At 70.0% G+C, this 23107-nt stretch carries 24 protein-coding genes; 19 read left to right on the top strand and 5 right to left on the bottom strand.

Features of this window, described 5'->3' with window-relative positions:
* Positions 1-134 precede the first annotated feature (134 nt).
* Entirely contained in the window at positions 135-1580 is a 1446-nt protein-coding gene (locus LG388_RS00195) for an NAD-dependent succinate-semialdehyde dehydrogenase (protein ID WP_225780837.1), read from the top strand.
* Between the two features lie 94 nt (positions 1581-1674).
* Here LG388_RS00195 and LG388_RS00190 read toward each other — a convergent pair whose 3' ends face one another.
* The gene (locus LG388_RS00190; protein WP_225781835.1) at positions 1675-1845 is read right to left on the bottom strand and encodes a hypothetical protein; all 171 of its coding nucleotides are present in this window, start codon (positions 1843-1845) and stop codon (positions 1675-1677) included.
* A 378-nt stretch (positions 1846-2223) separates the two neighbouring features.
* Between LG388_RS00190 and LG388_RS00185 the strand changes: the two genes are divergently transcribed.
* Genes LG388_RS00185 through LG388_RS00175 form a run of 3 tightly spaced genes read left to right on the top strand, consistent with a single transcriptional unit; the run spans position 2224 to position 5586 of the window.
* Positions 2224-3246: an aromatic ring-hydroxylating dioxygenase subunit alpha gene (locus LG388_RS00185; RefSeq protein ID WP_225780836.1), complete on the top strand. Its 1023-nt coding sequence runs from the start codon at positions 2224-2226 to the stop codon at positions 3244-3246.
* Between the two features lie 46 nt (positions 3247-3292).
* Positions 3293-4501, top strand: coding sequence for an ABC transporter substrate-binding protein (locus LG388_RS00180; protein WP_225780835.1), 1209 nt, complete (start codon positions 3293-3295; stop codon positions 4499-4501).
* Positions 4502-4506: 5 nt separating this feature from the next.
* Positions 4507-5586 carry a sugar phosphate isomerase/epimerase gene (locus tag LG388_RS00175; protein WP_225780834.1) on the top strand — a complete coding sequence of 360 codons (1080 nt, stop codon included), beginning with the start codon at positions 4507-4509 and terminating at the stop codon, positions 5584-5586.
* A gap of 16 nt (positions 5587-5602) precedes the next feature.
* Here the strand turns inward: LG388_RS00175 and LG388_RS00170 are convergent, their stop codons facing one another.
* The 3 genes from LG388_RS00170 to LG388_RS00160 form a co-directional block, all read right to left on the bottom strand.
* Positions 5603-6376: a TetR/AcrR family transcriptional regulator gene (locus LG388_RS00170; RefSeq protein WP_225780833.1), complete on the bottom strand. Its 774-nt coding sequence runs from the start codon at positions 6374-6376 to the stop codon at positions 5603-5605.
* Positions 6377-6946: 570 nt separating this feature from the next.
* The gene (locus LG388_RS00165) at positions 6947-7249 is read right to left on the bottom strand and encodes a hypothetical protein (RefSeq protein WP_225780832.1); all 303 of its coding nucleotides are present in this window, start codon (positions 7247-7249) and stop codon (positions 6947-6949) included.
* 172 nt (positions 7250-7421) lie between these two features.
* Positions 7422-7865 carry a helix-turn-helix transcriptional regulator gene (locus LG388_RS00160; RefSeq protein ID WP_225780831.1) on the bottom strand — a complete coding sequence of 148 codons (444 nt, stop codon included), beginning with the start codon at positions 7863-7865 and terminating at the stop codon, positions 7422-7424.
* Positions 7866-8023: 158 nt separating this feature from the next.
* Between LG388_RS00160 and LG388_RS00155 the strand changes: the two genes are divergently transcribed.
* From LG388_RS00155 to LG388_RS00095, 13 genes are all read left to right on the top strand, one after another.
* Positions 8024-8815: a lytic transglycosylase domain-containing protein gene (locus LG388_RS00155; protein WP_225780830.1), complete on the top strand. Its 792-nt coding sequence runs from the start codon at positions 8024-8026 to the stop codon at positions 8813-8815.
* Between the two features lie 81 nt (positions 8816-8896).
* Complete coding sequence (locus LG388_RS00150) at positions 8897-9154, top strand: Flp family type IVb pilin (protein ID WP_225780829.1); 258 nt, start codon at positions 8897-8899, stop codon at positions 9152-9154.
* A 22-nt stretch (positions 9155-9176) separates the two neighbouring features.
* On the top strand, positions 9177-10511 hold the full coding sequence (locus tag LG388_RS00145) for a pilus assembly protein TadG-related protein (protein ID WP_225780828.1): 1335 nt from the start codon (positions 9177-9179) through the stop codon (positions 10509-10511).
* Positions 10512-10521: 10 nt separating this feature from the next.
* Positions 10522-11421: a hypothetical protein gene (locus LG388_RS00140; RefSeq protein WP_225780827.1), complete on the top strand. Its 900-nt coding sequence runs from the start codon at positions 10522-10524 to the stop codon at positions 11419-11421.
* A gap of 30 nt (positions 11422-11451) precedes the next feature.
* Entirely contained in the window at positions 11452-12207 is a 756-nt protein-coding gene (locus tag LG388_RS00135; RefSeq protein WP_225780826.1) for a hypothetical protein, read from the top strand.
* A gap of 38 nt (positions 12208-12245) precedes the next feature.
* Positions 12246-12467 (top strand): hypothetical protein, encoded by a 222-nt coding sequence (locus LG388_RS00130; RefSeq protein WP_225780825.1) that lies wholly within the window; start codon positions 12246-12248, stop codon positions 12465-12467.
* Positions 12468-12492: 25 nt separating this feature from the next.
* Entirely contained in the window at positions 12493-13557 is a 1065-nt protein-coding gene (gene cpaB / locus LG388_RS00125; RefSeq protein ID WP_225780824.1) for a Flp pilus assembly protein CpaB, read from the top strand.
* A 164-nt stretch (positions 13558-13721) separates the two neighbouring features.
* A complete protein-coding gene (locus LG388_RS00120) occupies positions 13722-15089 on the top strand; it encodes a type II and III secretion system protein family protein (protein ID WP_225780823.1) in 1368 nt (455 codons plus the stop codon).
* Positions 15090-15103: 14 nt separating this feature from the next.
* Positions 15104-16918 carry an ATPase, T2SS/T4P/T4SS family gene (locus LG388_RS00115; RefSeq protein WP_225780822.1) on the top strand — a complete coding sequence of 605 codons (1815 nt, stop codon included), beginning with the start codon at positions 15104-15106 and terminating at the stop codon, positions 16916-16918.
* Positions 16911-17738 (top strand): type II secretion system F family protein, encoded by an 828-nt coding sequence (locus LG388_RS00110; protein ID WP_225780821.1) that lies wholly within the window; start codon positions 16911-16913, stop codon positions 17736-17738. Before LG388_RS00115 ends, LG388_RS00110 begins: the two co-directional genes overlap by 8 nt.
* Entirely contained in the window at positions 17735-18613 is an 879-nt protein-coding gene (locus tag LG388_RS00105) for a type II secretion system F family protein (RefSeq protein ID WP_225780820.1), read from the top strand. The genes LG388_RS00110 and LG388_RS00105 overlap by 4 nt, the downstream gene beginning before the upstream one ends.
* Positions 18613-19026, top strand: coding sequence for a DUF192 domain-containing protein (locus LG388_RS00100; protein ID WP_225780819.1), 414 nt, complete (start codon positions 18613-18615; stop codon positions 19024-19026). Before LG388_RS00105 ends, LG388_RS00100 begins: the two co-directional genes overlap by 1 nt.
* The gene (locus LG388_RS00095; protein ID WP_225780818.1) at positions 19023-19691 is read left to right on the top strand and encodes a TadE/TadG family type IV pilus assembly protein; all 669 of its coding nucleotides are present in this window, start codon (positions 19023-19025) and stop codon (positions 19689-19691) included. Before LG388_RS00100 ends, LG388_RS00095 begins: the two co-directional genes overlap by 4 nt.
* A 48-nt stretch (positions 19692-19739) precedes the next feature.
* Here LG388_RS00095 and LG388_RS00090 read toward each other — a convergent pair whose 3' ends face one another.
* Positions 19740-20711, bottom strand: a complete 972-nt coding sequence (locus LG388_RS00090; protein ID WP_225780817.1) for a tripartite tricarboxylate transporter substrate binding protein — start codon at positions 20709-20711, stop codon at positions 19740-19742.
* A 228-nt stretch (positions 20712-20939) separates the two neighbouring features.
* On the opposite strand from LG388_RS00090, the gene LG388_RS00085 reads away from it, so the two are divergent.
* Together LG388_RS00085 and LG388_RS00080 are read left to right on the top strand one after the other, a co-directional pair.
* Positions 20940-22091 (top strand): ABC transporter substrate-binding protein, encoded by a 1152-nt coding sequence (locus LG388_RS00085; RefSeq protein WP_225780816.1) that lies wholly within the window; start codon positions 20940-20942, stop codon positions 22089-22091.
* Positions 22092-22191: 100 nt separating this feature from the next.
* Complete coding sequence (locus tag LG388_RS00080; RefSeq protein ID WP_225780815.1) at positions 22192-23094, top strand: SMP-30/gluconolactonase/LRE family protein; 903 nt, start codon at positions 22192-22194, stop codon at positions 23092-23094.
* Positions 23095-23107: the final 13 nt, after the last annotated feature.

Below are 23107 nucleotides of genomic sequence, written 5' to 3'. Positions count from 1 at the left end.
TGGGCGCGCCGGCCGCGCTGCGCCGGTCGCGCCATCTGGGTAGGATGCTGGGCTTTTCCGCCCGGCCTGCCTGCTTTCGTCCGCGGCATGCCGCCCTCGCCGTTCTGCACTTTCTCCTGGAAGACAAGCCTGCCATGACCGCCTCCTCGTACACCAACACCCAGCTCCTGATCGCCAACGAATGGGTCGATGCCGCCAGCGGCAAGACCATCGACGTGCGCAACCCGGCCACCGGCCAGGTGATCGGCACCGTGGCCCATGCGGGCATCGTCGACCTGGACCGTGCGCTGGCCGCGGCGCAGAAGGGTTTCGAGGTCTGGCGCGACACCTCGGTGTACGAGCGCGTGGCCGTGATGCGCCGCGCCGCGGGGCTGCTGCGCGAGCGCGCCGACGGCATCGCGCGCCTGCTGACGCAGGAGCAGGGCAAGCCGCTGGTGGAAGCCCGCGGTGAAGTGATGGCCGGCGCCGACATCATCGAATGGTTCGCCGACGAGGGCCGCCGCGTCTATGGCCGCATCGTGCCGGGCCGCAACGTGGCCGCGCAACAGCTGGTGATCAAGGAGCCGGTGGGCCCCGTGGCCGCCTTCACGCCCTGGAACTTCCCGGTCAACCAGATCGTGCGCAAGATCGGCGCCGCGCTGGCCACGGGTTGCTCCTTCCTGTGCAAGGCGCCCGAAGAAACCCCGGCCGCCCCGGCCGCGCTGCTGCGCTGCTTCGTCGATGCCGGCGCGCCGGCCGGCGTGGTGGGCCTGGTGTTCGGCAACCCGGCCGAAATCTCCGAGTACCTGATTCCGCACCCGGTGATCCGCAAGGTCACCTTCACGGGCTCCACGCCGGTCGGCAAGATGCTGGCGGGCTTGGCCGGCCAGCACATGAAGCGCGTGACCATGGAACTGGGCGGCCACGCCCCTGTGATCGTGGCCGAGGACGCCGACGTGGAACTGGCCGTGAAGGCCGCGGGCGCCGCCAAGTTCCGCAACGCGGGGCAGGTCTGCATCTCGCCCACCCGCTTCCTGGTGCACAGCAGCCTGGTCAACGAGTTCAGCAAGGCCTTCACCAAGCATGCGCAGGCGCTGAAGCTGGGCGACGGCCTGGCCGAAGGCACCACGCTGGGCCCGCTGGCCAACCCGCGCCGGGTGACGGCCATGGCCAAGGTGGTGGAAGACGCGCGCCAGCGCGGCGCCGAGATCCTGACCGGCGGCGAACGCGTCGGCGAGGCGGGCAACTTCTTCGCGCCCACGCTGATCGGCAACATCGGCACCGATTCGGACCTGTTCAACAACGAGCCCTTCGGCCCCATCGCCGGCATCCGCGCCTTCGACCGCCTGGAAGAAGCGATCGCCGAAGCCAACCGCCTGCCCTACGGCCTGGCCGCGTACGCGTTCACCAAGTCCTTCAAGAACGTGCAGCTGCTGTCGAACAAGGTCGAGGCCGGCATGCTGTGGATCAACCAGCCGGCCACGCCCTCGGCCGAACTGCCCTTCGGCGGCATCAAGGATTCGGGCTACGGCACCGAAGGCGGCCCCGAGGCCATGGAGGCCTACCTGAACACCAAGGCAGTGTCGGTGGTGGGCATCTGAGGCCTGCAAGGCCCGCAGGCTTGAGCGCCGCACGGCGCCTTCCAGACCAGCCGGTGTCCCGCACCGGCTTTTTCTTTGTCCGCCGGCCCTGTGCTCAGAACTTCGGCGCCGGGCATTGAATGTCCGCGTAGCGCACGATGCCGCCGCCGCGCACGAGGCGGTAGGCGGCCCAGACGCCGAGGAAGAGCGGCAGGCCGATGTACGTGGCCACCACGCCACCCCGGTCGATGCGCGCCTGCAGGAAGGCCTGGTTGGGGCTGAACACGAAGCGGAAGAAGCACAGGCCGGCCACCCGGTGGTCGCGCCCAGCGCCACGCCGATGAGCGCCGCGAAGCCGCCGGCAAAGGGCGCGTCGGCCACGGTCCAGTTCGCCAGGCGGCCCAGGAGCCCCCCCGGGCGCGCCGCCGCGCAGGATGCCCAGGATCATCCGCAGGCCCAGCCCGTCCGGGCAAGCCACGGCCGCACCGAAAGCGCGTGTCACGCGCCCCGCGAGCGGGTGGCACGCACCAAAAGTAAGTGTTTTCTCCATAAAAATGGAGAAGACACTTACTTAACATGCGGCACAGGATGTGCTTGACGAGGATCGAGCCGATCGAGCGCCGCCGCCGGGCGGCGCTGCCACACAGACACAGGAGCCCCCACGATGACTGCCTACGCCTACGACGCCTGGTACCCCCTGGCCTGGTCCCGCGACATCGGCCCTCGCCTGGCCACGCGCCGCGTGCTCGAAGAAGACCTCGTGGTCTGGCGCAACGCGCAGGGCCAGGTCGCCGCGCTCGAGGACGTCTGCCCGCACCGCCTGGCGCCGCTGTCGCTGGGCACGCTGAAGGAGGACGCGGTGGAATGCGGCTACCACGGCCTGCGCTTCGATTGCAGCGGCCAGTGCGTCGCCGCTCCGGGCATGCAGCGGCCGCCGGCCGGCGCGGCCGTGCGCAGCTACCCGACGGCCGAGAGCATGGGCATGGTCTGGGTGTGGATGGGCGAGCCGGCGCGCGCGGACCGCAGCCAGGTCTTTCACCTGCCCGAGTACGACGACCCGAACTACAGCGTGGTCGAAGGCGATGCGCTGCCGGTGCAGGCCAACTACCTGAACCTGGCCGACAACCTGTGCGACCCCACGCACGTGGTCTACGTGCACAAGAGCACGCTGGCCAGCGCGGGCCGGGAAGAGACGCGCGTGATGCACGAGCGCCAGGGCAACAAGGTCGTGACCTGGCGCTGGGTCATCGACGGCCCGCTGATCCCCGTCTTCCAGGGCCTGAAGGACTTCGGCGGCAACGTGGACCGCTGGCACTACTACCACTACCACGCGCCCAGCATCGCAGTGATCGACTTCGGCTCGGCCAGGACCGGCACCGGCGCCCCCGAGGGCAACCGGGAGGACTGCATCCAGATGTACGCCTGCCACTTCATCACGCCGGTGGACCAGCGCAGCTGCGTGCAGCACTGGCTGTGCCTGAAGAACTCGCCGGCCGACCCCGAGGTGGATGAGCGGCTGCGCGACAACCTGCGCCTGGCCTTCAACGAGGACAAGGCCGTGCTCGAAGCCATCCAGCGCAACGAGGACAAGCCGCGCGACTGGAAGCGCATCCACCTGAGCCTGGACGCCTCCTCGATCAAGATGCGACGCATCGTCGAGGAGATGGCCGCGGCCCCCGCCCGCTGAGCCGTCTTGCGCCCCCTCTCCCTCCACCCCCGACGAGGAGCCTTCGATGACCCCCACGCGCTTTTCCCCTTCGTTCGTGCTGGCCGGCTGCCTGGCGCTGGCCGCGCCGCTGGCCGGCGCACAGCCGGCGCTGAAGATCGGCGAGATCAACAGCTACAAGGCGCTGCCGCAGAACCTCACGCCCTACCGCCAGGGCTGGCTGCTGGCGCAGGAGGAGATCAACGCCGCCGGCGGCGTGCTGGGCGGGCGCAAGCTGGAAACCGTGTTCCGCGACGACAACGCCAACCCCGGCGAAGCCGTGCGCATCGCCGAGGAACTGCTGACGCGCGAGAAGGTGGAGGTGCTCACGGGCGTGACGCTCTCGCACGTGGGCCTGGCGCTGGCCGACTTCGCCAAGCAGAAGAAGACCTTCTTCCTGGCCTCGGGCCCGCTGTCGGACAAGGTGGTCTGGGACAACGGCAACCGCTACACCTACCGGCTGCGTTCGGGCACCTATGCGCTGTCAGCCTCGGTGGTCGAGGAAGCCGCCAAGCTCAGGAAGAAGCGCTGGGCGCTGATCTACCCCAACTACGAGTACGGCCAGGCCGCGGTCGCCGCCTTCAAGGAAAACCTCAAGACGCTGCAGCCCGATGTGGAGTTCGTCGCCGAGCAGGCGCCGCCGCTGGGCAAGATCGACGCCGGCTCGGTGGTGCAGGCCATCGGCGATGCCAAGCCCGACGCCATCTTCAACGTGATGTTCGGCGCCGACCTGACCAAGCTGGCGCGCGAAGGCCACACGCGGGGCCTGTTCAAGGGCCGCGAGGTGGTCAGCCTGCTGACCGGCGAGCCCGAGTACCTGGATCCGCTGCGCGACGACGCACCCGAAGGCTGGATCGTGACCGGCTACCCCTACACCAGCATCGCCACGCCCGAGCACCAGGCCTTCATCGACGCCTACCGCAAGAAATACAACGACTACCCGCGCCTGAATTCCGTGGTGGGCTATGCCACGGTGAAGGCGCTGGCCGCCGGCATCCAGAAGGCCGGCTCCACCGACACCGAGAAGCTGATCGCCGCCTTCAAGGGCCTGGAGTTCAGCACCCCCTTCGGCCCGGCGATGTTCCGCCCGCAGGACAACCAGTCGACGATGGGCATCTACGTGGGCCGCACCACGCTCAAGAACGGCAAGGGCGTGATGCCCACGGGCACCTACATCGACGGCAGCAAGCTGCAGCCCGACGAGGCGCTGATCCGCAAGCTGCGCAACCCGTCCTGAGCCCGATGACTGCCACCGATACCGTCGCCGCGCCCGCGCGCACCCTGCCGCCCATCGGCTGCAACGGCCGCGGGGCGCAGGCCTCCTCGTTCGCGCAGCCGGTCTCGCTGACCGAGGCCGACATCGACACCCAGTTCCGCCTGGTGGGCGAGGCCGGCGCTTTCGACTACTTCGACCGCCTGCCCGGCGCCGCCGACCTGCCCGCCTTCCAGCGCTGCATCGCCGAACAGCAGCTGCCCGTGCACACGGCCAGCTGGTTCTATGCGCTGGGCCGCGACGACGCCCTGCTGCCGCAGAAGCTGCAACTGGCGGCCGAAGTGGGCGCGAAGACGCACAACATCATGCTGTACTGGCACGATGGCGAAGGCCGGCCCATCACCAATGAGGAGGTGGTGGACTTCTACCTGCGCGCCTGGGACCTGGGCATGGCCCACGGCGTGGAGCCCGCGCTGGAGTACCACGTGAACATGTGGAGCGAAGACCCGCGCCGCATCGCCCCCGTGGCCGAAGCCGTGCGCCGGCGCGGCATTCCCTTCTGGCTCACGCTGGACTACAGCCATGCGATCTTCAAGATCGGCAACGCGCAGGAGCTGGCGATCTGCGGCCTGGACGGCGACAGCAGCGCCGCGCTCGACCCTTTCCAGCCCGGCAGCTTCGTCGACCAGTGGCTGGACATGGGCATCGTGCGCTGGCTGCAGGTGCGCTGCGCCGCTCCCAACGGGCCGCGCAACCTGTGGTCGGTGCAGGACCCGGCGAACGCCGTGGCCGCCGTGCCCGCGCATTCGATCTTCCCGTACCGCGCCGGCGAGCCGGGCCGCGGCATCCTCTACCCCTTCACCAAGCCCGCGCCCGGCGAATGGCATTCGCCCTGGGAGGCCGGCGCCACGGCCATGACGCGCGAGGTGGTGCGCAAGGTACTGGCGCATCACCACACGCATGCGGATTCGCCGCTGCGCTGGATCACGACCGAGATGATCAACCTGCCCGACTACGCGCACAACGCGCGCTTCTCGCTGATCGGCCAGAACGCGGCCCTCGCGCGTTTCGTGCGCGAAAGCTGGCAGGCGATCTCGGCCGCTGGCTGAAGCCGGGGCCCACGGTTCAGGCGGCGCGCTTGCGGGAGGCGCGCGGCGCCGCCGCGGCCTTCCCGGCCGGCGACGCGGCCGGCCCTGCGGCAGGCGCGCCCAGGTAGTCCAGCACCACGTCGCAGATGTGCGCGCGCCAGGCGTTGCGGCGCGGGCGCGTCATCAGGTCGACGCCGATCCAGCTTGAGCAGGTGTGCTGGTTCGACAGGTAGAAGAAGCCCAGCGACATGATGGTCATGAGCACCTGCGTGGCCTGCGCGTCGGCGCGGAACACGCCCCGCGCCTGGCCGGCCTCGAGCACCGTCTTCACCGTCTCCACCAGCGGGAAGGAGGTGGGCCCCACCTGCTCCGACTGCACGATGTGCCGCCCGCGCAGCAGGTTCTCGTTCATCAGCAGGCGCACCAGGTGCGGGTGGCTCACGTAGTGGTCCCACGAATGCTCGACCAGCTGCCGCATGGCGGCCACCGGGTCCTCGGGGGTCACGAAGGCGCGCTGCGCGCCGATCATCTGCGCGTAGGCCTGCTCCAGCACGGCCTGGTAGAGCCGCTCCTTGTTGCCGTAGTAGTAGTACAGCATGCGGTCCACCGTGTTCGCGGCGCTGCTGATGCGTTCGATGCGCGCACCCGCGAAGCCGTGCTCGGCGAACTCTTCCAGGGCGGCGTCGAGGATGCGGGCCTCGAGGCCCGCGTCCGTCGCCCGGCGCCGGCCGCTGCGGGCACGGGGCGCACCGGGATCGAGCGCTCCCGCGGCCGGGGAGGAAGAGGCACTTCGGCGTTTGGGTTCTGACACGTTTGCAGGGGAGGCGCCAGGCGCACAAGGAAGGAAAGCGCCGATTCTGCGCGATGAACCCGCACCGGGATCCGCGGCCCACGCCTCCCGCCACCCGGCTGGGGGCAGGATCAGGAAAGCCGCCACCGCCCGGCGCGCGGCAGTGCGCCACGCCACCATCCCCGTCGCGGGAATCGGCCGCGCATCGCTGGCATGCACGGCGCGCGGAATCATGGATGGAAAAGAATTCCCGCAATTCCGCTCACCCAGCGCGACCAGCGCATGGCCGCGAATGAAATAACGCCCGCTTGCGCCGCCTTCGCAATTCAGGCGCTCGCGGCCATGCCCTCCGAAATGGCAGCACCCATATTTTTGCGGCCCGCAGCCATCCCGGGCATGCGATCCGTGAGGCCGGGAGACCAGCGGGAATCCGGCCGAAGAAAATTGGCCCGCGATGCCGAGCAAGCCCTGTTCATCGCACGAAATTCGCGGCCATTTCGGCGCCTGCGTCAAGGGAGTCGCTCATTCATTGCGGGCCGGCCCGCAATTCCTGCCACCTGCCACCGACCGATGCGCCTGTGGCGCCCGAATTCATCGGGGCACGCCAGCGGCGTCGAACTGCTCCATGAGCATCTTGAATTCCGCGGCGCTTTCCGCCTCGTCGCCATCGGCTTCGGGCGCGCATTCCATGCCTCCCGCAGCAATCGCCTGGCAGGCATTCAGAATGGCCGGATTGTTCCGGTCCATTTCCCACCACGCCTGCAGGCGGCGCAAATAGGTGGCCGAGCGCTCCAGTTGGCCCGCGCTCGCCTGGCTGCTCGCGGCCAATTGACGGTGGCACTGCTGCAATTGCGAGAACGCGCTCGCGCAACCGTCCGGCATTCCCGCGGCCACGGCGGTGGGTGTGGTGGGCGCGGCGGCAGACGCTGGGGCCGGGGCCGGCGTGGCTGCCGCTGCGGACGAAGGTGGGGACTGACTGTCACAAGCAGCCAACAACACCAGCGTGGCCGAGATCGCGGCGGCCTGTGCAAGCGCACGGGAAGCACTGGGAAAACGCATCAAGAAATCACCTCGTCTTCAAATCGCTCCAGACGGTCGTCCAGACCTCGTCGTCTGCCGCCTTCCGGATTCCGAATTCGTCCCGGAAAATATGCACGAACTTGCGGGTACGGGGTGTGACAGCGTAGAAAACGTTTCTTCCAGAAACATTTTTGCTGATGACGCCCACCACCACCAATTCCTTGAGGTGAAACGAAAGCAAATTGGGCGGAACCTCGAGTTCCACCGAGATGACGCCCGCCGACATTTCCTCCTGCGGATGCAGGTACAGCAGCCGCACGATCTGCAGCCGTGTCTCATGCGCCACGGCTTTCAGAAATTCGGTAACTGCGGATGCATTCCACTCCGGCATGGCATTGCCGGCATCGGCCGGCCTTCTCCTGCTGCATGAACCCTGTGTGCTGGGCCAGCGCTTCGCGTTGTTGGCCTTTTTGCGGCGTTTGTAGCCCATTTTCGTGAAGGAAAAATGACAGCCGGGCCGGCGCGCCGGGAATAAATTCAATAACTCTTGAGTCGTTGAATTCTTGAACCGATTTGTTTTGCGCGCCGCCGCAAGTGCTTCCTAGAATTTGCCGCAACGCACAAACCTGTGCGGCAGCCATCAATTCCATGAACAGGTCCACCTTCAATGGGGGGCCGATGCTGCTGTGCCTGTCATTTTTCTGGATGGCGGGCGCTGCGTCGGCCCAAGCCATCCAACTCCGCGCCGACGGAACCCCGGTCTTGGCGGCGGCCGGCCGGGCAATCGGCCGGGGCGCCATCCATGAGCCGGGCCGGGCGGCCCGCCCCGCGGCCGCGGGGCGCGCGGCCGGCTGCGGCGACTGCAAGGCTTCCCTCGCGCTCCTGTCCCGCGCGGCGGCGGATTCCGGCCTGGACCCGCACCTGGTGCATGCCGTGGCCTGGGCCGAATCGGGCTTCCGCCCGGAAGCCGTCTCCGCCAAGGGGGCCATGGGACTGATGCAGCTCATGCCCGCCACCGCGCGGCAATACGGCGTGAGCGACCCGTTCGACCCCTGGCAGAACGCACAGGGCGGCTCGCGGCTGCTGCGCGACCTGCTGGACCGCTACGCGGGCGATGCCCGCCTGGCCCTGGCCGCGTACAACGCCGGCCCCCTGGCGGTGGAGCGCGCCGGCCGGGCGGTGCCCGACTATCCGGAAACACAGGCCTATGTGACGAAGGTGCTGGCGCGCCAGCGCCATCTGCTGGCCGGGGCGCAGCCCTGGCGCGCCGCCGTCCCACCGCCCCGGCTGGCCGGCCACCCGGAAGACCTGCGCCAGGCTGCCTCCGGGCCGCGGCAAGGGCCCGAACACCCACACCTCTCTTCACGGCGAATCGGGAACGCGCTGCTGCTGATCCCGGTTCCCGCCCCCCGCAACCTGCCCGGCCCGCTGGATTCCTAGGGCCGCAGCGTTGACCGGCCGGTGGCGTCTGCTCCGGCGGCTTCCTTTCCCTCTTAACTCATCATCAAGCAGGAACACACCATGAACAGCATCCTTCGCACCGCCCCGCAGGTCCGCAACCGCCAGCGCGGCCAGGGCATGGTCGAGTACATCATCATCGTCGCGCTGATCGCGCTGGGCTCCATCGCCGTGTACGCCGCCTTCGGCGACACGATGCGCGCCCAGGTGTCGAATGCCTCCTCGGTGCTGGCGGGCGGCAACAAGCAGTCGGTGCAGGAAATGAACGACGCCAAGGACAAGGCCAAGGACAACGTCAACAAGACCCTGCAGAACTACTGATCTGCGCACCGTGCGACGCATCATGAACAAGCCAAGCTTCTTTCAGGAGCGTCGCCGGGCCCGGCGCGAGCGGGGTCAGGCGACCATCCTCGCGCTGGGCGCCCTCATCTTCCTGACGGTGATGACCCTCGGGGTCTTCAACGTCCAGCAGGCCAGCCACTCCAAGCAGAAGGTCATGAACGCGGCCGACGGCGGCGCCTACGCGGCTGCTTCCACGCTGGCCCGCGACATGAACTACATGGCCTACACCAACCGCGCCATGGTGGCCAACCACGTGGCGGTCGGGCAGGTGGTGAGCCTGGTTTCGCTCACCCAGAACCTGGGCCAGCTCTCGCGCAACGCCGCTACCGTGATGCGCGTGATCGGCCTGGTGCCGGGCCTGCAGGCCCTGCAGGGCCTGGCCACGGCGCTGGAGCGCGTGGACAACCTGATCGACCGGCTGCCGCCGATGATGACGCCGTTCATTGCCTTTGAGACGGCGATCATCGAGGCCTTGTCAGGGTCCCAGCTGGCTGTGCGCGGCCTCACGATCGTCGACGCGAAGTCCAATGTGGATGATGTGATCCGCGCCAACGATCCTCATGCGATCTGGGACATAAGTGTGGGGGGCGCATTGGCCACGGCCGCCAGCCTCGACACATTCATCAGCTATAGCAGGCAGCGTCGGAACAACAACAACCAGGCCTACGACCGCTTCCGCAACGTCGTGAACGACTCGCGCGACAACTTCACGCGTGACCGCCGCTGGCTCATCTTCCGCGGCGGCTCCAACATGCGCGAGAACAACGAGACCTGGACCGGGCTGGACGGCGCCGAGATCAACCTCTTCCTTACGCGCATTTACCTGAGCTGGGGCGGCGCGGAAACCGGCACCAACACCTGGAACCGGGGCAGCCAGAGCTATGGCGGCCTGGCGCGCCGTACGGCCAACCGCGCCTTCAACGCGCGCCAGAAGATGAACGGCGGCTACCAGGGCATTCGCCCGTACTTCGACCTGCGCAGTTTCAACAGGAACGACGACCTGAAGGAATCGCCTCCTATCGTGGTCGCCGCGTCCAAGCGGCTGAACCGCGCCAGCGATCCCAAGTCCCAGCTCAGCGACACGGCGCTGGGCACCGGCCAGGCCGACGGCGCCTTCCGCCTGCCCACGGGCCGCAACAACGCCGTCGCGGTCGCGGCCAGCCAGGTCTACTTCCACCGGCCCTACCGCAGCTACGAGTCGGTGAACGACGCGCAGCACCTGCGCAACCGCTACTACAGCGGTGGCGAGTACGCGAACCTGTTCAGTCCCTACTGGCAGGCGCGCCTGACCGATGTGCCCCTGGCCGCCATCGGCGCGCTGCAGGCCTTCGACTGAGGGGCCTCCGATGCGAACACCGCTCCTCTCGCGCCGCCGCCCTCGCGCCTTGCCGGCGCCCCAGCGCCGCCAGCGCGGCCAGGCCATGACGGAAATGGTCGTCGCCCTGTTGCTGGTGCTGATCCCGCTCTTCGTCTTCGCCTGGGCCATCAACTCCTACGGCACCTCGCGCAACCTGGCGCTGAGCGCCGCGCGCTATGCGGCCTGGGAACGCACCGTGTGGTTCGAAAGCGCGCCCACCGATTCGCCGCTGACCGGCCAGTTGCGCGTGCAGAAGCCGCAGGCCACCGTGCAGCAGGAAATGCTGGACCGCGTGTTCGTGCGCCACACGGGCAACGGCCCGGCCATCCGCTCCACCCTGCCCCAGCAGGGCCCGCGCAACAGCGACCTGGTGACCTACACCGAAGGCCACGACGGCCGCGACCGCGTGGAGCTGGAGCGGCTCAACGGCCAGAACGAGCAGGGCTCACGGCCTGCGCTGCGGCTGGCGGACACGGGCATCCGCACCTCGACGGGCGTGGCCGACGCACTCAACCAGCTCAGCGCCGTCACCTCCCCGCTGAGCGGCAGCCCGCGCATCGACCTGGAGTCGCGCGGCATCTGGCAGGCGCAGGTGCAGTTGCGCCCCCATGCGCTGAACGTCTCGGCTGTCTCCAACGGCCGGCAGCCGTACCTGCCCTTCGTCACCTTCACCGAGACCGCCGCCGCCATGGGCGACCCCTGGAACGTGGGCGGCTGGCAGCACGAGGAACGCCGCGTGAAGCCCCTGGTGCCCAGCAACATCTTCGACAACAGCGTGCTCAACACCATCCGCGACGTCGTCGGCTTCATCGTCACGCCACTCAACAGCAGCAACCTGAAGCCGGGCTACGTGGACGCGGACCGGCTGCCGCCGGATCGCCGGCGCTGAGGCTGGCGGCGCTGGAACAGGACGCCTTGCATGCGCCAGGACAGGCTCTGCACGGGAACGGCGCCGGCCCGGCCGCGCGGCAGCGCGGTGCGCGCGCGTGCGGCAGCGCTTGCGCTGGGCCTGGCGCTGGCGGGGTCCGCCGCATGGCCGCAGCCGGGCGGCGCGGCGCCCCCCGAGGTGCTGCCCCCGCTGCCCCTGCCGCGCGACCAGGCGGTGGAGCAGATCGCGCCCCACATGCGCATGAACGGCAGCCCGATGCAGATCTCGATGATGCAGGTGCAGGACCTGGCGCCCATCGAGCGCTTCTACAAGGACTACTTCAGCCAGCGCGGCGAACGCGGCGTGATGTCGGACGTGGTGTTCGAGGGCCGGCGCCTGCTGTCGGGCATGGTGGACAAGCGCCTGATCACGGTGGAGCTGCTGCCCGAGCGCAGCGGCTACACGGTGCTGGTGTCCTCCATGGTGCCGGAGCGCGTGCAGGCGCCCGAGAAGCTGGCCCGCGGCACGCCCCGCATGCCCGGCACCGACGTGCTGCAGGTGCTCGAGAGCGTGGAAGCGGCCGGGGGCCACGTGACCACCAGCATGCGCAACCGCTACTCGGTCGAGTCCAACGCCTACTACCTGCGCGCGCAGATGCTGCTGCAGGGCTGGCAGCGCGTGCGCGACGAAACGCTGGACGCCGGGGCGCATCGCCAGCTGGGCTTCGCCAAGCCCGGCCGGCAGATGCGCGTGGACCTGCAGCGCCGCGACGGCGCCACCCTGATCGTCTTCAACGAAACCCAGTGAACGCCCACCCGAGCCGGTCCCACGGCCACACCATCGTCATGAACCGCTCACAAACTTCCTCCTGGCGCCGCCGGCAGTTGCGCATGCGGGCCCAGGCCGGCCTCGCCACCGTCGAGTACGCCATCGGCGCCGTTTTCGTCTGCCTGTTCCTGTTCACGGGCAACCCTTCCCCGCTGGAGCAGCTGCTCACGTCCCTCCGCCAGAACCACAGCGCCTCGACCTACGCCATCGGCAGCCCCACCGTGGGCGTGGCCAAGTGACCGTCCGCCACCGCAGAGCATCCGCATGAGCATCCCGGCTTCCAGCCCCAAGTCCCGCCTTCTTCTTCTGGCGGCCGCGATCGGCCTCGCCGCGCTGGCCGCCTTCCTGGTCCATCTCTACCTGACGAACATGTCCGACCGGCTGCGGGCCGAGTTCGCCGACAAGGACAGGGACCTGGTGGGCGTGGTCGTCGCGCGCACCGACGTGCCGCGCAACGCGGTGGTGGACACCGGCAACTTCGCGGTGCGCCAGGTCGCGGCCGACCTGGTGCCGCCGGATGCCGTGTTCCCCGAGGACATCGAGCGCGCCGAAGGCCAGACCCTGAAGCTGGACCTGCCGCGCGGGCGTTCCCTGCAATGGGGCTACCTGTCCAGCGGCGCCACGCCTTCGTTCTCGGACTCGATCCAGAGCGACAAGCGGGCCCTGACCATCGCAGTGGACGAACTCAACTCGATCTCGGGAATGATCCGGCCCAACGACCGCATCGACCTGTTCTACATCGCCGAATCCGTCCAGCCGCAGGGCGGCGGCGGCAGCGGCAACAACCGGGTCGTGGTTCCGCTGTTGCAGAACATCTTCGTCAAGGCCACGGGCAACATCACGCGGCGCGAGGTGCCGCCGGGCGGCGGCGAGCCGGTCGAACGGCAGTACAGCACGCTGACGCTGGACCTGTCGCCCTCGGAAACGGGCCGCGTCATCCTGGCGCAGGAGCAGGGCGCGCTGCGCGCCGTGCTCAAGCACGCCACCGATGCGAAGAGCCCGGGCTATGCCATCACCACAGCGGCCGACCTCCTGGGCGCTGCCGGGCAGCCGCGGCCCTCGGGCGCGCTGGTCGCCATGTACGTGGGCGGGCAGCAGGGCGGCGTGCTGCTGCCGCAGCTGGTGATGCCCGGCACGCCGACGATGAACACCGGCCTCCCGGCCGCGCCGGGCAGACCCGCCGCCGGCCGGAACGCCCCGAATCCGCCGGGCGCACCGGCGCTGGCCGGGCCGGCGCCCAGCCAGGCGGCCATCGACCCGGCCGCCTGGACGCCCACGAACCTGGCCGGCGGGCCCGCCGCGCCGGCGCCGGCGGCCGGAAGCGAATAGTCAGCCGGGAACGCACCGGCGCCCGCCCGAAGCGGCCCGCTGCACGCGCCGTCGCGCGCCTGCCACATACAGCCGCCACAGTTCAGGCACCCCACACCCCATTCCTTCTGGCGATGCGTCCGGTGGCATCGCAGGCCTTCCAGACTTTCTCTTCCTTGCCCTTCATGAACCGGACCCACCTTCACGCGAGCCTGTCCATCGCCGCCCTGAGCGCGCTGTTCACGCCCGCGGCCCTTTCCCAGCCCGCCGCCGTGCCCGTGCAGGCCGAATCCGCGCTGCAGCTCTATGTGGGCGACACGCAGACGCTGAACTTTCCCAGCGACGTGGCGCGCATCGCCATCGGCAACGGCAAGGTGCTCTCGGCCTCCAACATCAGCAACCGCGAAGTGCTGCTGGTGGCGAACGACGCGGGCGAGGCGCGCCTCACGGTCTGGCTCAAGGATCGCTCGCAGCGCCACTACACGGTGCGCGTGACGCTCAACAACATGGCGCGCATCGCCACCGAAGTGCGGGCCCTGTTCCGCAACGACCCCAACGTGGTGGTCAATCCGGTGGGCGACAAGATCTTCTTCGAGGCCACCGACCTGGACGCCCTGCAGGTGAAGAAGGTGGAGGCCCTGGAGAAGGCCTACGCCGCGCAGTTCGTGCCCATCATCGGCGGCCAGAGCAACCTGCGGGAACGCACGATCTACATGCACGCGCAGATCATCGAGATCCGGCGCAGCGCGCTGGACAACCTGGGCGTGCGCTGGGCGCAGGAGATCAACGGTCCCAGCGTCTCGGCCAACGGGCGGGCGACGGTGCAGGGCAGCGGCTCGCAGGTCATCAATCCGCTGGTCTGGACCTTCGCGCTGGCCACCGACATCACTTCGCGCATCAACCTGCTGGAGCAGCGCGGCGACGCCTACGTGATCGCCTCGCCGCAGCTCACCTCGCGCTGCGGCGGCGAAGCGGAATTCACCGCGGGCGGCGAGCTGCCGATCCCGATCGCCAGCGGACCGGGCCAGGTCTCGGTGGAATACAAGCCCTACGGCGTGCGGCTGGAGATCGCGCCGCTGTGCGACACGCGCGGCAACATCCGAGCCAACCTGGGCATGGAGCTGAGCCAGATCGATCCCTCCGTGATGGTGATGGGCGTGCCCGGCCTGCTGACCCGCCGCGCCGACACCCAGCTGGACCTGGTGGACGGACGCGCGATGCTGGTGTCGGGCCTGAGCCAGCTGCGGGCCTCGGACGTGGTGGACCAGGTGCCGGGCATCGGCAACGTGCCGGTGCTGGGCAACCTGTTCCGCAACAAGGACCTGAACGGCGAACGCACGGAGCTGGTGCTGCTCATCACGCCCTCGGTGGTCACGCCGGACAGCCTGCAGGTGGTGGAGCGCCTGAACCAGGGCGGCCGCCTGGCCGAGTCGGCCGAGGAGCGGCTGCGCCAGCGCAAGGTGCTGGCGCCGGACGCGGCGGTCCCTGCGCAGACGGTGGCGCCGCTGCCCCCGCCGCCCGCGGCACCCGCCGCCGCGCCGGCGCTGCCCTGAGCCGGGAGACGCCTGTGAACACCGCAGCCGCCGGCCAGACGCGCATCGTCATCCGCACGCCGCAGGGCGCCATCGAGGAGCGCGGCGTGGAAGGGCGCACCCTGTCGATCGGCAAGGACGAGGCCTGCGACATCGTCATCAAGGGCTGGTCCATCGGCAAGCGCCATGCCGAGATCAGCTTCGACGAGGACGGCCCGCAGGTGGTGTCGGTCAACCAGGTGGTGGGCGTCAACGTCAATGGCCGGCGGATCAAGTCCTACGGCCCGCTGTCGTCGCGCGACGAGATCCAGGTCGGCGGCTACTCCATCTACGTGGTGGGGGGCGCCGGTGCGAAGAAGAGCGCCGCGCAGGACAGCCCGCCGCCGCCGCTGCCGGATGCCGCAGGCGCCCAGGGGCCGCATGCCCGGCCGGCGCCGGGCGGCAGCCGGGAGCCGGCGCCCCGTGCCGTGCCGGCCGAGGCCGCGCCGCCCGGGCGGCCGCCGATGCCCGGCGCCGCGCCCCTTCCCGCCGAAGCGCCGCCGCGGGCCGGCGCCGCGAAGGCCCCGCCGCAGGACATCTACCTGCCCTGGCGGATCAAGGTGCACGATGCCGTCATCGCGCTCATGGACGTGCGGCGCACCGACATCACCACCATGAGCGATGAGGAGCTGCGCGCGGCGACCAACGCCATGGTCTACCTGGCCCTGCCCGACCTCGGCCTGCCCGAGGAGATCGACGTGGGCGAACTCGCGCGCCAGGTGGTGGCCGAGGCGGTGGGCCTGGGGCCGCTGGAGCCGCTGCTGCAGGACGAGGCGGTGACCGAAGTGATGGTCAATGCGCACAACGAGATCTTCATCGAGCGCGCAGGCCGCATCACGCGCAGCGAAGTGACCTTCTCCTCGCCCAAGGCCGTGCTGGGCGCCATCGAGCGCATCGTGGCACCGCTGGGCCGCAAGATCGACGAGAGCTCGCCCATGGTGGACGCGCGGCTCAAGGACGGCTCGCGCGTGAACGCGGTGATCCCGCCGCTGGCGCTCAAGGGGCCGTGCATCTCGATCCGGAAGTTCCCGGTGCGCCGGCTGTACGGGGAGGACCTGCTCAAGTTCGGCTCGCTGAGCCCGCAGATGCTGCAGTTCCTGTCCTTCGCCGTGGAGCAGGCGCAGAACATGATCATCTCGGGCGGCACGGGCTCGGGCAAGACCACGCTGCTCAACGTGCTGTCCAACTTCATCCCGGACACGGAGCGTATCGTCACCATCGAGGACGCCGCCGAGCTGCGCCTGCACCAGCCCAACCTGGTGTCGCTCGAGGCCCGCCCGGCCAACAGCGAAGGCAAGGGGGGCGTGCCGATCCGCGAACTGGTGCGCAACGCGCTGCGCATGCGGCCGGACCGCATCGTGGTGGGCGAATGCCGCGGCGGCGAGGCGCTGGACATGCTGCAGGCCATGAACACCGGCCACGACGGTTCGCTGACCACCGCCCACGCCAACTCTGCGCGCGACATGCTCAGCCGTGTGGAGGTGATGGTGCTGATGGCCGGCATGGACCTGCCCGTGACGGCCATCCGCGAGCAGATCGCCTCGGCCGTGAACTTGGTTGTGCAGCAGACGCGCTTCAAGTGCGGCTCGCGCAAGATCACCGCCATCACCGAAGTGACGGGCGTGGAGAGCGGCACCATCCAGATGCAGGACCTGTTCGTCTTCAAGCCCGAGGGCTTCGGCGAGGACGGCCGCGTGCGCGGGCAGTTCGTGGCCACGGGCGCGATCCCGGAGTTCATCGAGGAACTGCGCGCGGCCGGCATCCGCACGCCGCCGCTGTCCATTTTCGACGCCCCCGACGCCCATGATTGAGCTGCTGATCCCCCTGCTCGCGGCGCTGAGCCTGGGCCTGCTCGCCTACCTGGGCGGCAGCCGGCTGCTTTCGCGCGCGGACGGCGCAGCCCCCGCGCGCGGCCGCAGCGCCCTGTTCGCCGGGCTGTCGCAGAACCGCTGGCTGATCCAGGGCCTGCTCGCCGTGGGGCTGGTGCTGGCGGGCTGGTTCGTGCTGGGCAGCCTGCTGTGGTGCTTCCTGCTTGCGGTGGCGGGCTTCGTGCTGCCCGGCAAGTACTTCGAATGGCAGCGCAAGCGGTTGCAGGCCACCATCGACGGCCAGATCCCGGACGTGCTGGCCATGATGGCCGGCGCCATCCGCGCCGGCGGCAGCCTGATGGGGGCGCTGGACTCGGTGGCGCGGGACGGCCCGGTGCCGCTGCGCAACGAGATCGACCTCACGCTGCGCGAGATCCGCGTGGGCATCGACATGGACCTGGCGCTGGACCACCTGGCCGAGCGCGTGCGCACGGCCGAGATGCGCATGGTCGTGGCGGCGATCAAGATCGCGCGCGAGAGCGGCGGCAACCTGTCGGAATCGCTGGACAACCTCTCGCGCTCGGTGCGTGACCGCCAGAACATGGAAAAGAAGGTGCTCGCGCTCACGGCCCAGGGCCGCATGCAGGCGCTAGTGATGTCCGGCCTGCCCTTTTTCATGCTCTACATGCTGCACAAGCTGGACCCGCCGGCCATGGCGCCGATGTTCAACTCGGTCCTGGGCTGGGCGGTGTTCATCGGCGTGCTCATCTGGGTCCACATCGGCTTCCGGGTGATCAAGAAGATCATGAGCATCGACATATGAACGGGATCCTGCTCGCCATCTTCGCCACGGCCGCGCTGGCCGTGGTGATCTTCCTCGTGCTGCTGTACCTGGAATTCAGCAGCGTGCCCCGGGACGAGCGCGAGTTCATGGACCCGCTGCCCGGCCTGCTGCAGCGCATCTGGCCGCTGGTGAACTGGGCCACGGCGCGCACCGCGCATTTCTTTCCCGCCGCCTACCGCGCCAACCTGCAGCGGCGGCTGCTGCTCAGCGGCATGCACTACCTGCTCACCGTCGACCAGTTCCTGGGCGTCAAGGTGATCGGCGGCCTGCTGGCTGCGCTGGCCATGGCGCTGGCCCTGGGCATGCTGGGCGCGCTCGATCCGCTGTACCTGGTGCTGGCCGGCGCGCTCGGCTTCTTCCTGCCCGACCTGCGGCTCAACGATGCGCGCAAGCTGCGCAGCAAGCGCATCGTGCGCGAGCTGCCCGACTTCCTGGACTTCCTGGTGCTGGGCATCGAGGCCGGGCAGAACCTGTCGGGCGCGATCCGGCTCACGCTGGCCAAGGGGCCGCCGGGCGTGCTGCGCCAGGAGTTCACGCGCGTGCTGCGCGACATCTCGGCCGGCGTGACGCGCGCCGACGCGCTGCAGCAGATGCAGGACCGCGTGGGCGTGCGCGAGATCACCAACATGGTCAGCGCCATGGTGCAGGCCGAGCGCGTGGGCTCCTCGCTCGCCCCGGTGCTGCGCGAGCAGGCGGCGCAGCGGCGCGCCGAGCGCTTCCTGGCGGCCGAGAAGAAGGCCTTCGAGGCGCCGGTGCTGATGCTCGGCCCGCTGGTCATCTTCATCTTCCCGGGCACCTTCGCCTTCCTGGGTTACTTCCTGTACCAGAAGATCGCCATGTCCGGAGGCTTCTGATGGGCGCCGCGTCTGCGCCCGATCCGCTGTCGCACCTGCCCGCGCTGGCCGCGTGGCGGGCGGGCCGCTGCCTGGACCTGCGCGTGCGCCTGGCCGCGTCCTTCGGCAGCCGGCTGCGCGGCCTGCTGGGCGTGCCGCTGCCGCCCGACCTGGCCCTGCTCATCCGCCCCTGCGCCAGCGTCCACATGTGGGGCATGCGGCAGCCGCTGGATGTGCTCTTCCTCGGCCGCGAAGGCACCGTGCTGCAGACCTGCACGCTGCGCCCCTGGCAGCTGCGCGGCGCAGCCCGGGCGCACGCGGTGCTCGAATGCGCGGCCGGCACCCTCGCGCGGCTGGACCTGCGGGCCGGTCAGCGGCTGCAGTTCCAGGCCGTCGCGCCGCCCCTCCCCCGCACACCGGAGCTGCAGCCATGAAGCCCTCGCTCTTCGCCCCCCGCCGCGCGCGCCCGACGCGCGCCAGCGCCATGCGCGGCGCCACGCTGGTGGAAATGTCGGTCTCGCTGCTGATCTTCCTGATGGTGATCTTCGCCATCGCCGAGGTGGCGCTGATGTTCAAGGCCAAGGCGGTGGTGGACATGGCGGCGCTGGCGGCCGCGCGCGCCGGGGCGGTGGACCATGCGCGCGCGGGACCCACCAGCAAGATGCACATGGCCGGCCGCACCGCGCTGGCCCCGCTGTACATGCGCACCGGCACGGGCAGCGCAGAGTTGGCCAGTGCCATCGTGCGTGCGCATGCGGACCTGATTGCACTGAACATGTCCATCGACGTGCTCAACCCCACGGCCGCCAGCTTCGCCGACCACGGCGTCAACGCGGCCGGCAAGCCGCGCTTCATTCCCAACGACAGCCTCATGTACCGCAGCACACGGGTCAAGGCGACCTCGGGCCAGAACATCCAGGACGCCAACCTCCTGAAGATCCGGCTCACCTACTGCTACGAGCCCAGGATGCCGCTGGCCAACGAGTTCCTGCGCCTGGCGCTGTCCCTCTTCAACGGCACGGACATGTGCCGCATCCGGGGCCGGCTGCCGATCCGCGCCGAAGCGCTGGTGCGCATGCAGACCGAGGCCTACCAATGAGCGGCGCACGGCCGCTCGCTGCGCGCCACGGGCCTTGAACGCCCGGCTCTACTGCGGCCTGCCCAAGCCCAGCTTGTCGATCACCGCTTTCTCGCGCGCCACGGTGTCCTTGGCGAACTGGGTGTAGTCGGCCGAGCTCTTGTAGTCGGGCAGCATGTCGTACTTGGCCAGGGCCGCGATGTAGCTGGGATCTTCCATGGCCTTCTTGAAGGCGTCGTGCAGGCGCTTGACCACCTCGGGCGGCGTGCCCTTGGGCGCGCCGATGCCGAAGGGCGAGTTCTGCACGATGTCGTAGCCCAGCTCCTTGAGCGTGGGCGCGTCGGGGAACTTGGCCAGGCGCTTGGCGCCCCAGGTGTTGAGCACGCGCAGCTTGCCGGCTTCGACGAAGGGGGCCCAGCCCGTGCTGTCGGCCGCGGCCATCACCTGCCCGCCCATGATGGCCTGCATGAGGTCGGCGTTGCCCTTGTAGGGCACGTGCTGAAGCTCGATGCCGGCCTGCTGCGCCAGCACCTCGGTGGTCAGGTGCGGGCTGGTCAGCGTGCCGGTGGAGCCGTAGGTCAGCTTGCCCGGGTTCTCCTTCGCATAGGCGACGAAGTCGGCCCAGTTCTTGATCGGGCTGTCGGTGGGCACCACGATGCCGAAGGCGTAGCCGGTCACGTTGATGATGTAGCTGATGTCCTGCACCGGATCCCAGTTGATCTTGGTGGTGTAGCCCAGGCGGAACACGCCCAGCGGGATCTGCGCCACCGTGTAGCCATCGGCCGGCGCGCCCTGCAGCGCCTGCGCGGGCAGCGTGCCGCCGGCCCCGGGCTTGTTTTCCACGATCACCGGCCGGCCCAGCACCTTGGAGGCGTTGTCGGCCAGTGCGCGCATGGTCAGGTCGGTCGGCCCGCCGGCTGGGAAGGCGATGATCAGCTTGATGGGCTTTTCGGGGAAGGTGCGCCAGGCCTGCGCCTGCGCGGCCGGGGTGAGGCCGAAGGCCGAAAGCAGGGCGGAGCACAGCAGCAGGCGACGTCGCATGGGCACATTCCTCGTGGGGGGCGTCATCAAGAAAGCCCCTTGCGGGGCTCAGCGGGCCCCATTGGGCCGCCGCCCCGCCAGCCCAGCAATCCGTGAAGTCCCGGTGGGCCTGCCCCGCGGGGGGGCTGGCGTGTCGCCCATGCGTCAGCACGCTAGGCATAACCCGAGGCGGCGGCTGCGTCACCGCTGGTTACAACCCGGCCGTCCGAATCCCTGGAAAGCCTTGCCGTGAACCGAACCCCTGCCCCGAGCGCGCTGAGCCGCCGCCAATGGCTGGCTGCCGCGGCCGCCGCCAGCCTGGCCTTGCCGGGCCGAACCCAGCCGCGCGCGGCGGCGCCTGAATGGGTCATCGGCCAGACGCTGCCGCTCAGCGGGCCGATGGCGCCCACGCTCACGGGCCTGACCGGCGGCAGCCGGCTGGCCTTGGACGAAGTCAACCGTCAGGGCGGCATCGACGGCCGGCCGCTGCGGCTGGTGCAGCTGGACGATGGCTTCGACCCCGCACGCACGGCGGCCAACGTGCGGCAGCTCGTCCTGCAGGACCAGGCCGTCGCGCTGCTGGGCACGGTCGGAACGGCGCAGACCGCGGCGGCGCTGCCCGTGGTGGCCGAACTGCGCACGCCGCTCATCGGCCCCTACACCGGCAGCCCCGGCCTGCGCACGCGCCACAACCCCTACTTCTTCACCACGCAGGCCAGCTACGCCGACGAACTGGTGCAGATGGTGCGCTACCTGCAGCAGGTGCAGTTCAGGCGGCTGGCGATCGTCTACCAGGCCAACGAATTCGGCACCGCGATGCTGCCGCTGGTGCAGAAAATCGTGGCGGCCGAGGGCGGCACCGTGACCGCCGCGCTGCCGCTGGAGGCCGCGGGCGCCGATGCCCGCGCGGTGGCCGAGGCCGCCTACGCGAGCCAGCCGCAGGCCGTGCTGATGATCGTGGCGGGCCCCGCCGTCGTGCCCTTCGTGAAGGCCAGCCACGCGCGCAAGGGCATTCCGCTGTACACGCTGTCGCTGTCCGTGGGCTCGGCCATCCTCGAGGCGCTGGGCGCCGATGCGTACGGCCTCGCGGTCGCGCGCGTCACGCCCTACCCCTGGCGCGCAACCACCCCGCTGGCGCGCGGCTTCCAGCAGGCCATGGAGCGCGCCGGCAAGCCCATCGACTACGACCACTACGCCGGCTACATCAACGCACGCGTGCTGATCGAAGGCCTGCGCGCGGCCGGCCGCAACGCCAACGGCGCGGCCATCGCGCAGGCCCTGGAGCGGTTGGGCACGGTCGACCTGCAGGGCTACAAGCTGGCCTACAGCGCCGGCCACCACCACGGCTCCGACTTCGTCGAGATCACCGTGGTGGGCAAGGACGGGCGCTTCCTGCGCTGAGCGACCGATCGTCCGCTGCGGCCCGCCGGCTTGACGCGCAAGCGACCGCCTCCGCCCGGGGCGCCGCCCAGAATGGGACACCTGCCCCCCGGAGACCGCCATGCCCCCGAACGGCTTCACCGAGATCGCCGCCGGCTTCAGCTTCCTCGAAAGCCCGCGCTGGCATGAAGGCCGGCTGTGGCTGTCGGACTTCTACACTCACCGCGTGCTGCGGCTGGATGCCGCCGGCCGCGTCGAGACAGTGTGCGAGGTACCCGCCCGGGCCTCGGGCCTGGGCTGGCTGCCCGACGGGCGGCTGCTGGTGTGCGCGATGCGCGAGCGCCGCGTGCTGCGCCTGGAGCCGGACGGCCGGCTGGTCCCGCATGCCGACCTCTCGGCCATCGCGGGCGGCCACATCAACGACATGGTGGTCGACGGCCGGGGCCGCGCCTATGTGGGCAACTTCGGCTTCGACCGCAGCGGCGATGCGAAGCTCACCCCAGCGCGCCTGGCCTGCGTGTGGCCCGATGGCACGGTGCGCGCCGTGGCCGAGGACCTGTACTTTCCCAACGGCTCGGTCATCACGCCCGACGGCCGCACGCTGATCGTGGCCGAGACCATGGGCAACCGCATCTCGGCATTCCCTCTTGCCGCCGACGGCACGCCGGGCCCGCGCCGCGACTGGGCCGTGTTCGGCCCCGTGTCAGCCGACCTGCGCATGCCGGCCGTGCGCGAGGCGATGGTGGTCGCCCCCGACGGCATGGCGCTCGACGCCGAGGGCGCGGTGTGGCTGGCCGATGCGCGGCACCGGCGCGTGCTGCGCGTGGCCGAAGGCGGCCGCATCCTGCAGCAGATCGATACCGGCACGCTGGGCGCCTATGCCTGCATGCTCGGCGGGCCGGCGCGGCGCACGCTGTACGTGTGCGTGGCGCCCGACGGCGTGCCGGGGCAGGCCCGCTCGCTGACCGATGCGGCCCTGTGGGCCACCGAAGTCGAGGTGCCCGGCGCGGGCTGGCCGTGCTGAGGATCGTGCGCCT

The organism is Xenophilus sp. Marseille-Q4582 (assembly GCF_916700565.1).
In the GTDB taxonomy this organism is placed as follows: Bacteria; Pseudomonadota; Gammaproteobacteria; order Burkholderiales; family Burkholderiaceae_C; genus Xenophilus.
This window is presented reverse-complemented; position numbering and strand designations above follow the sequence as displayed.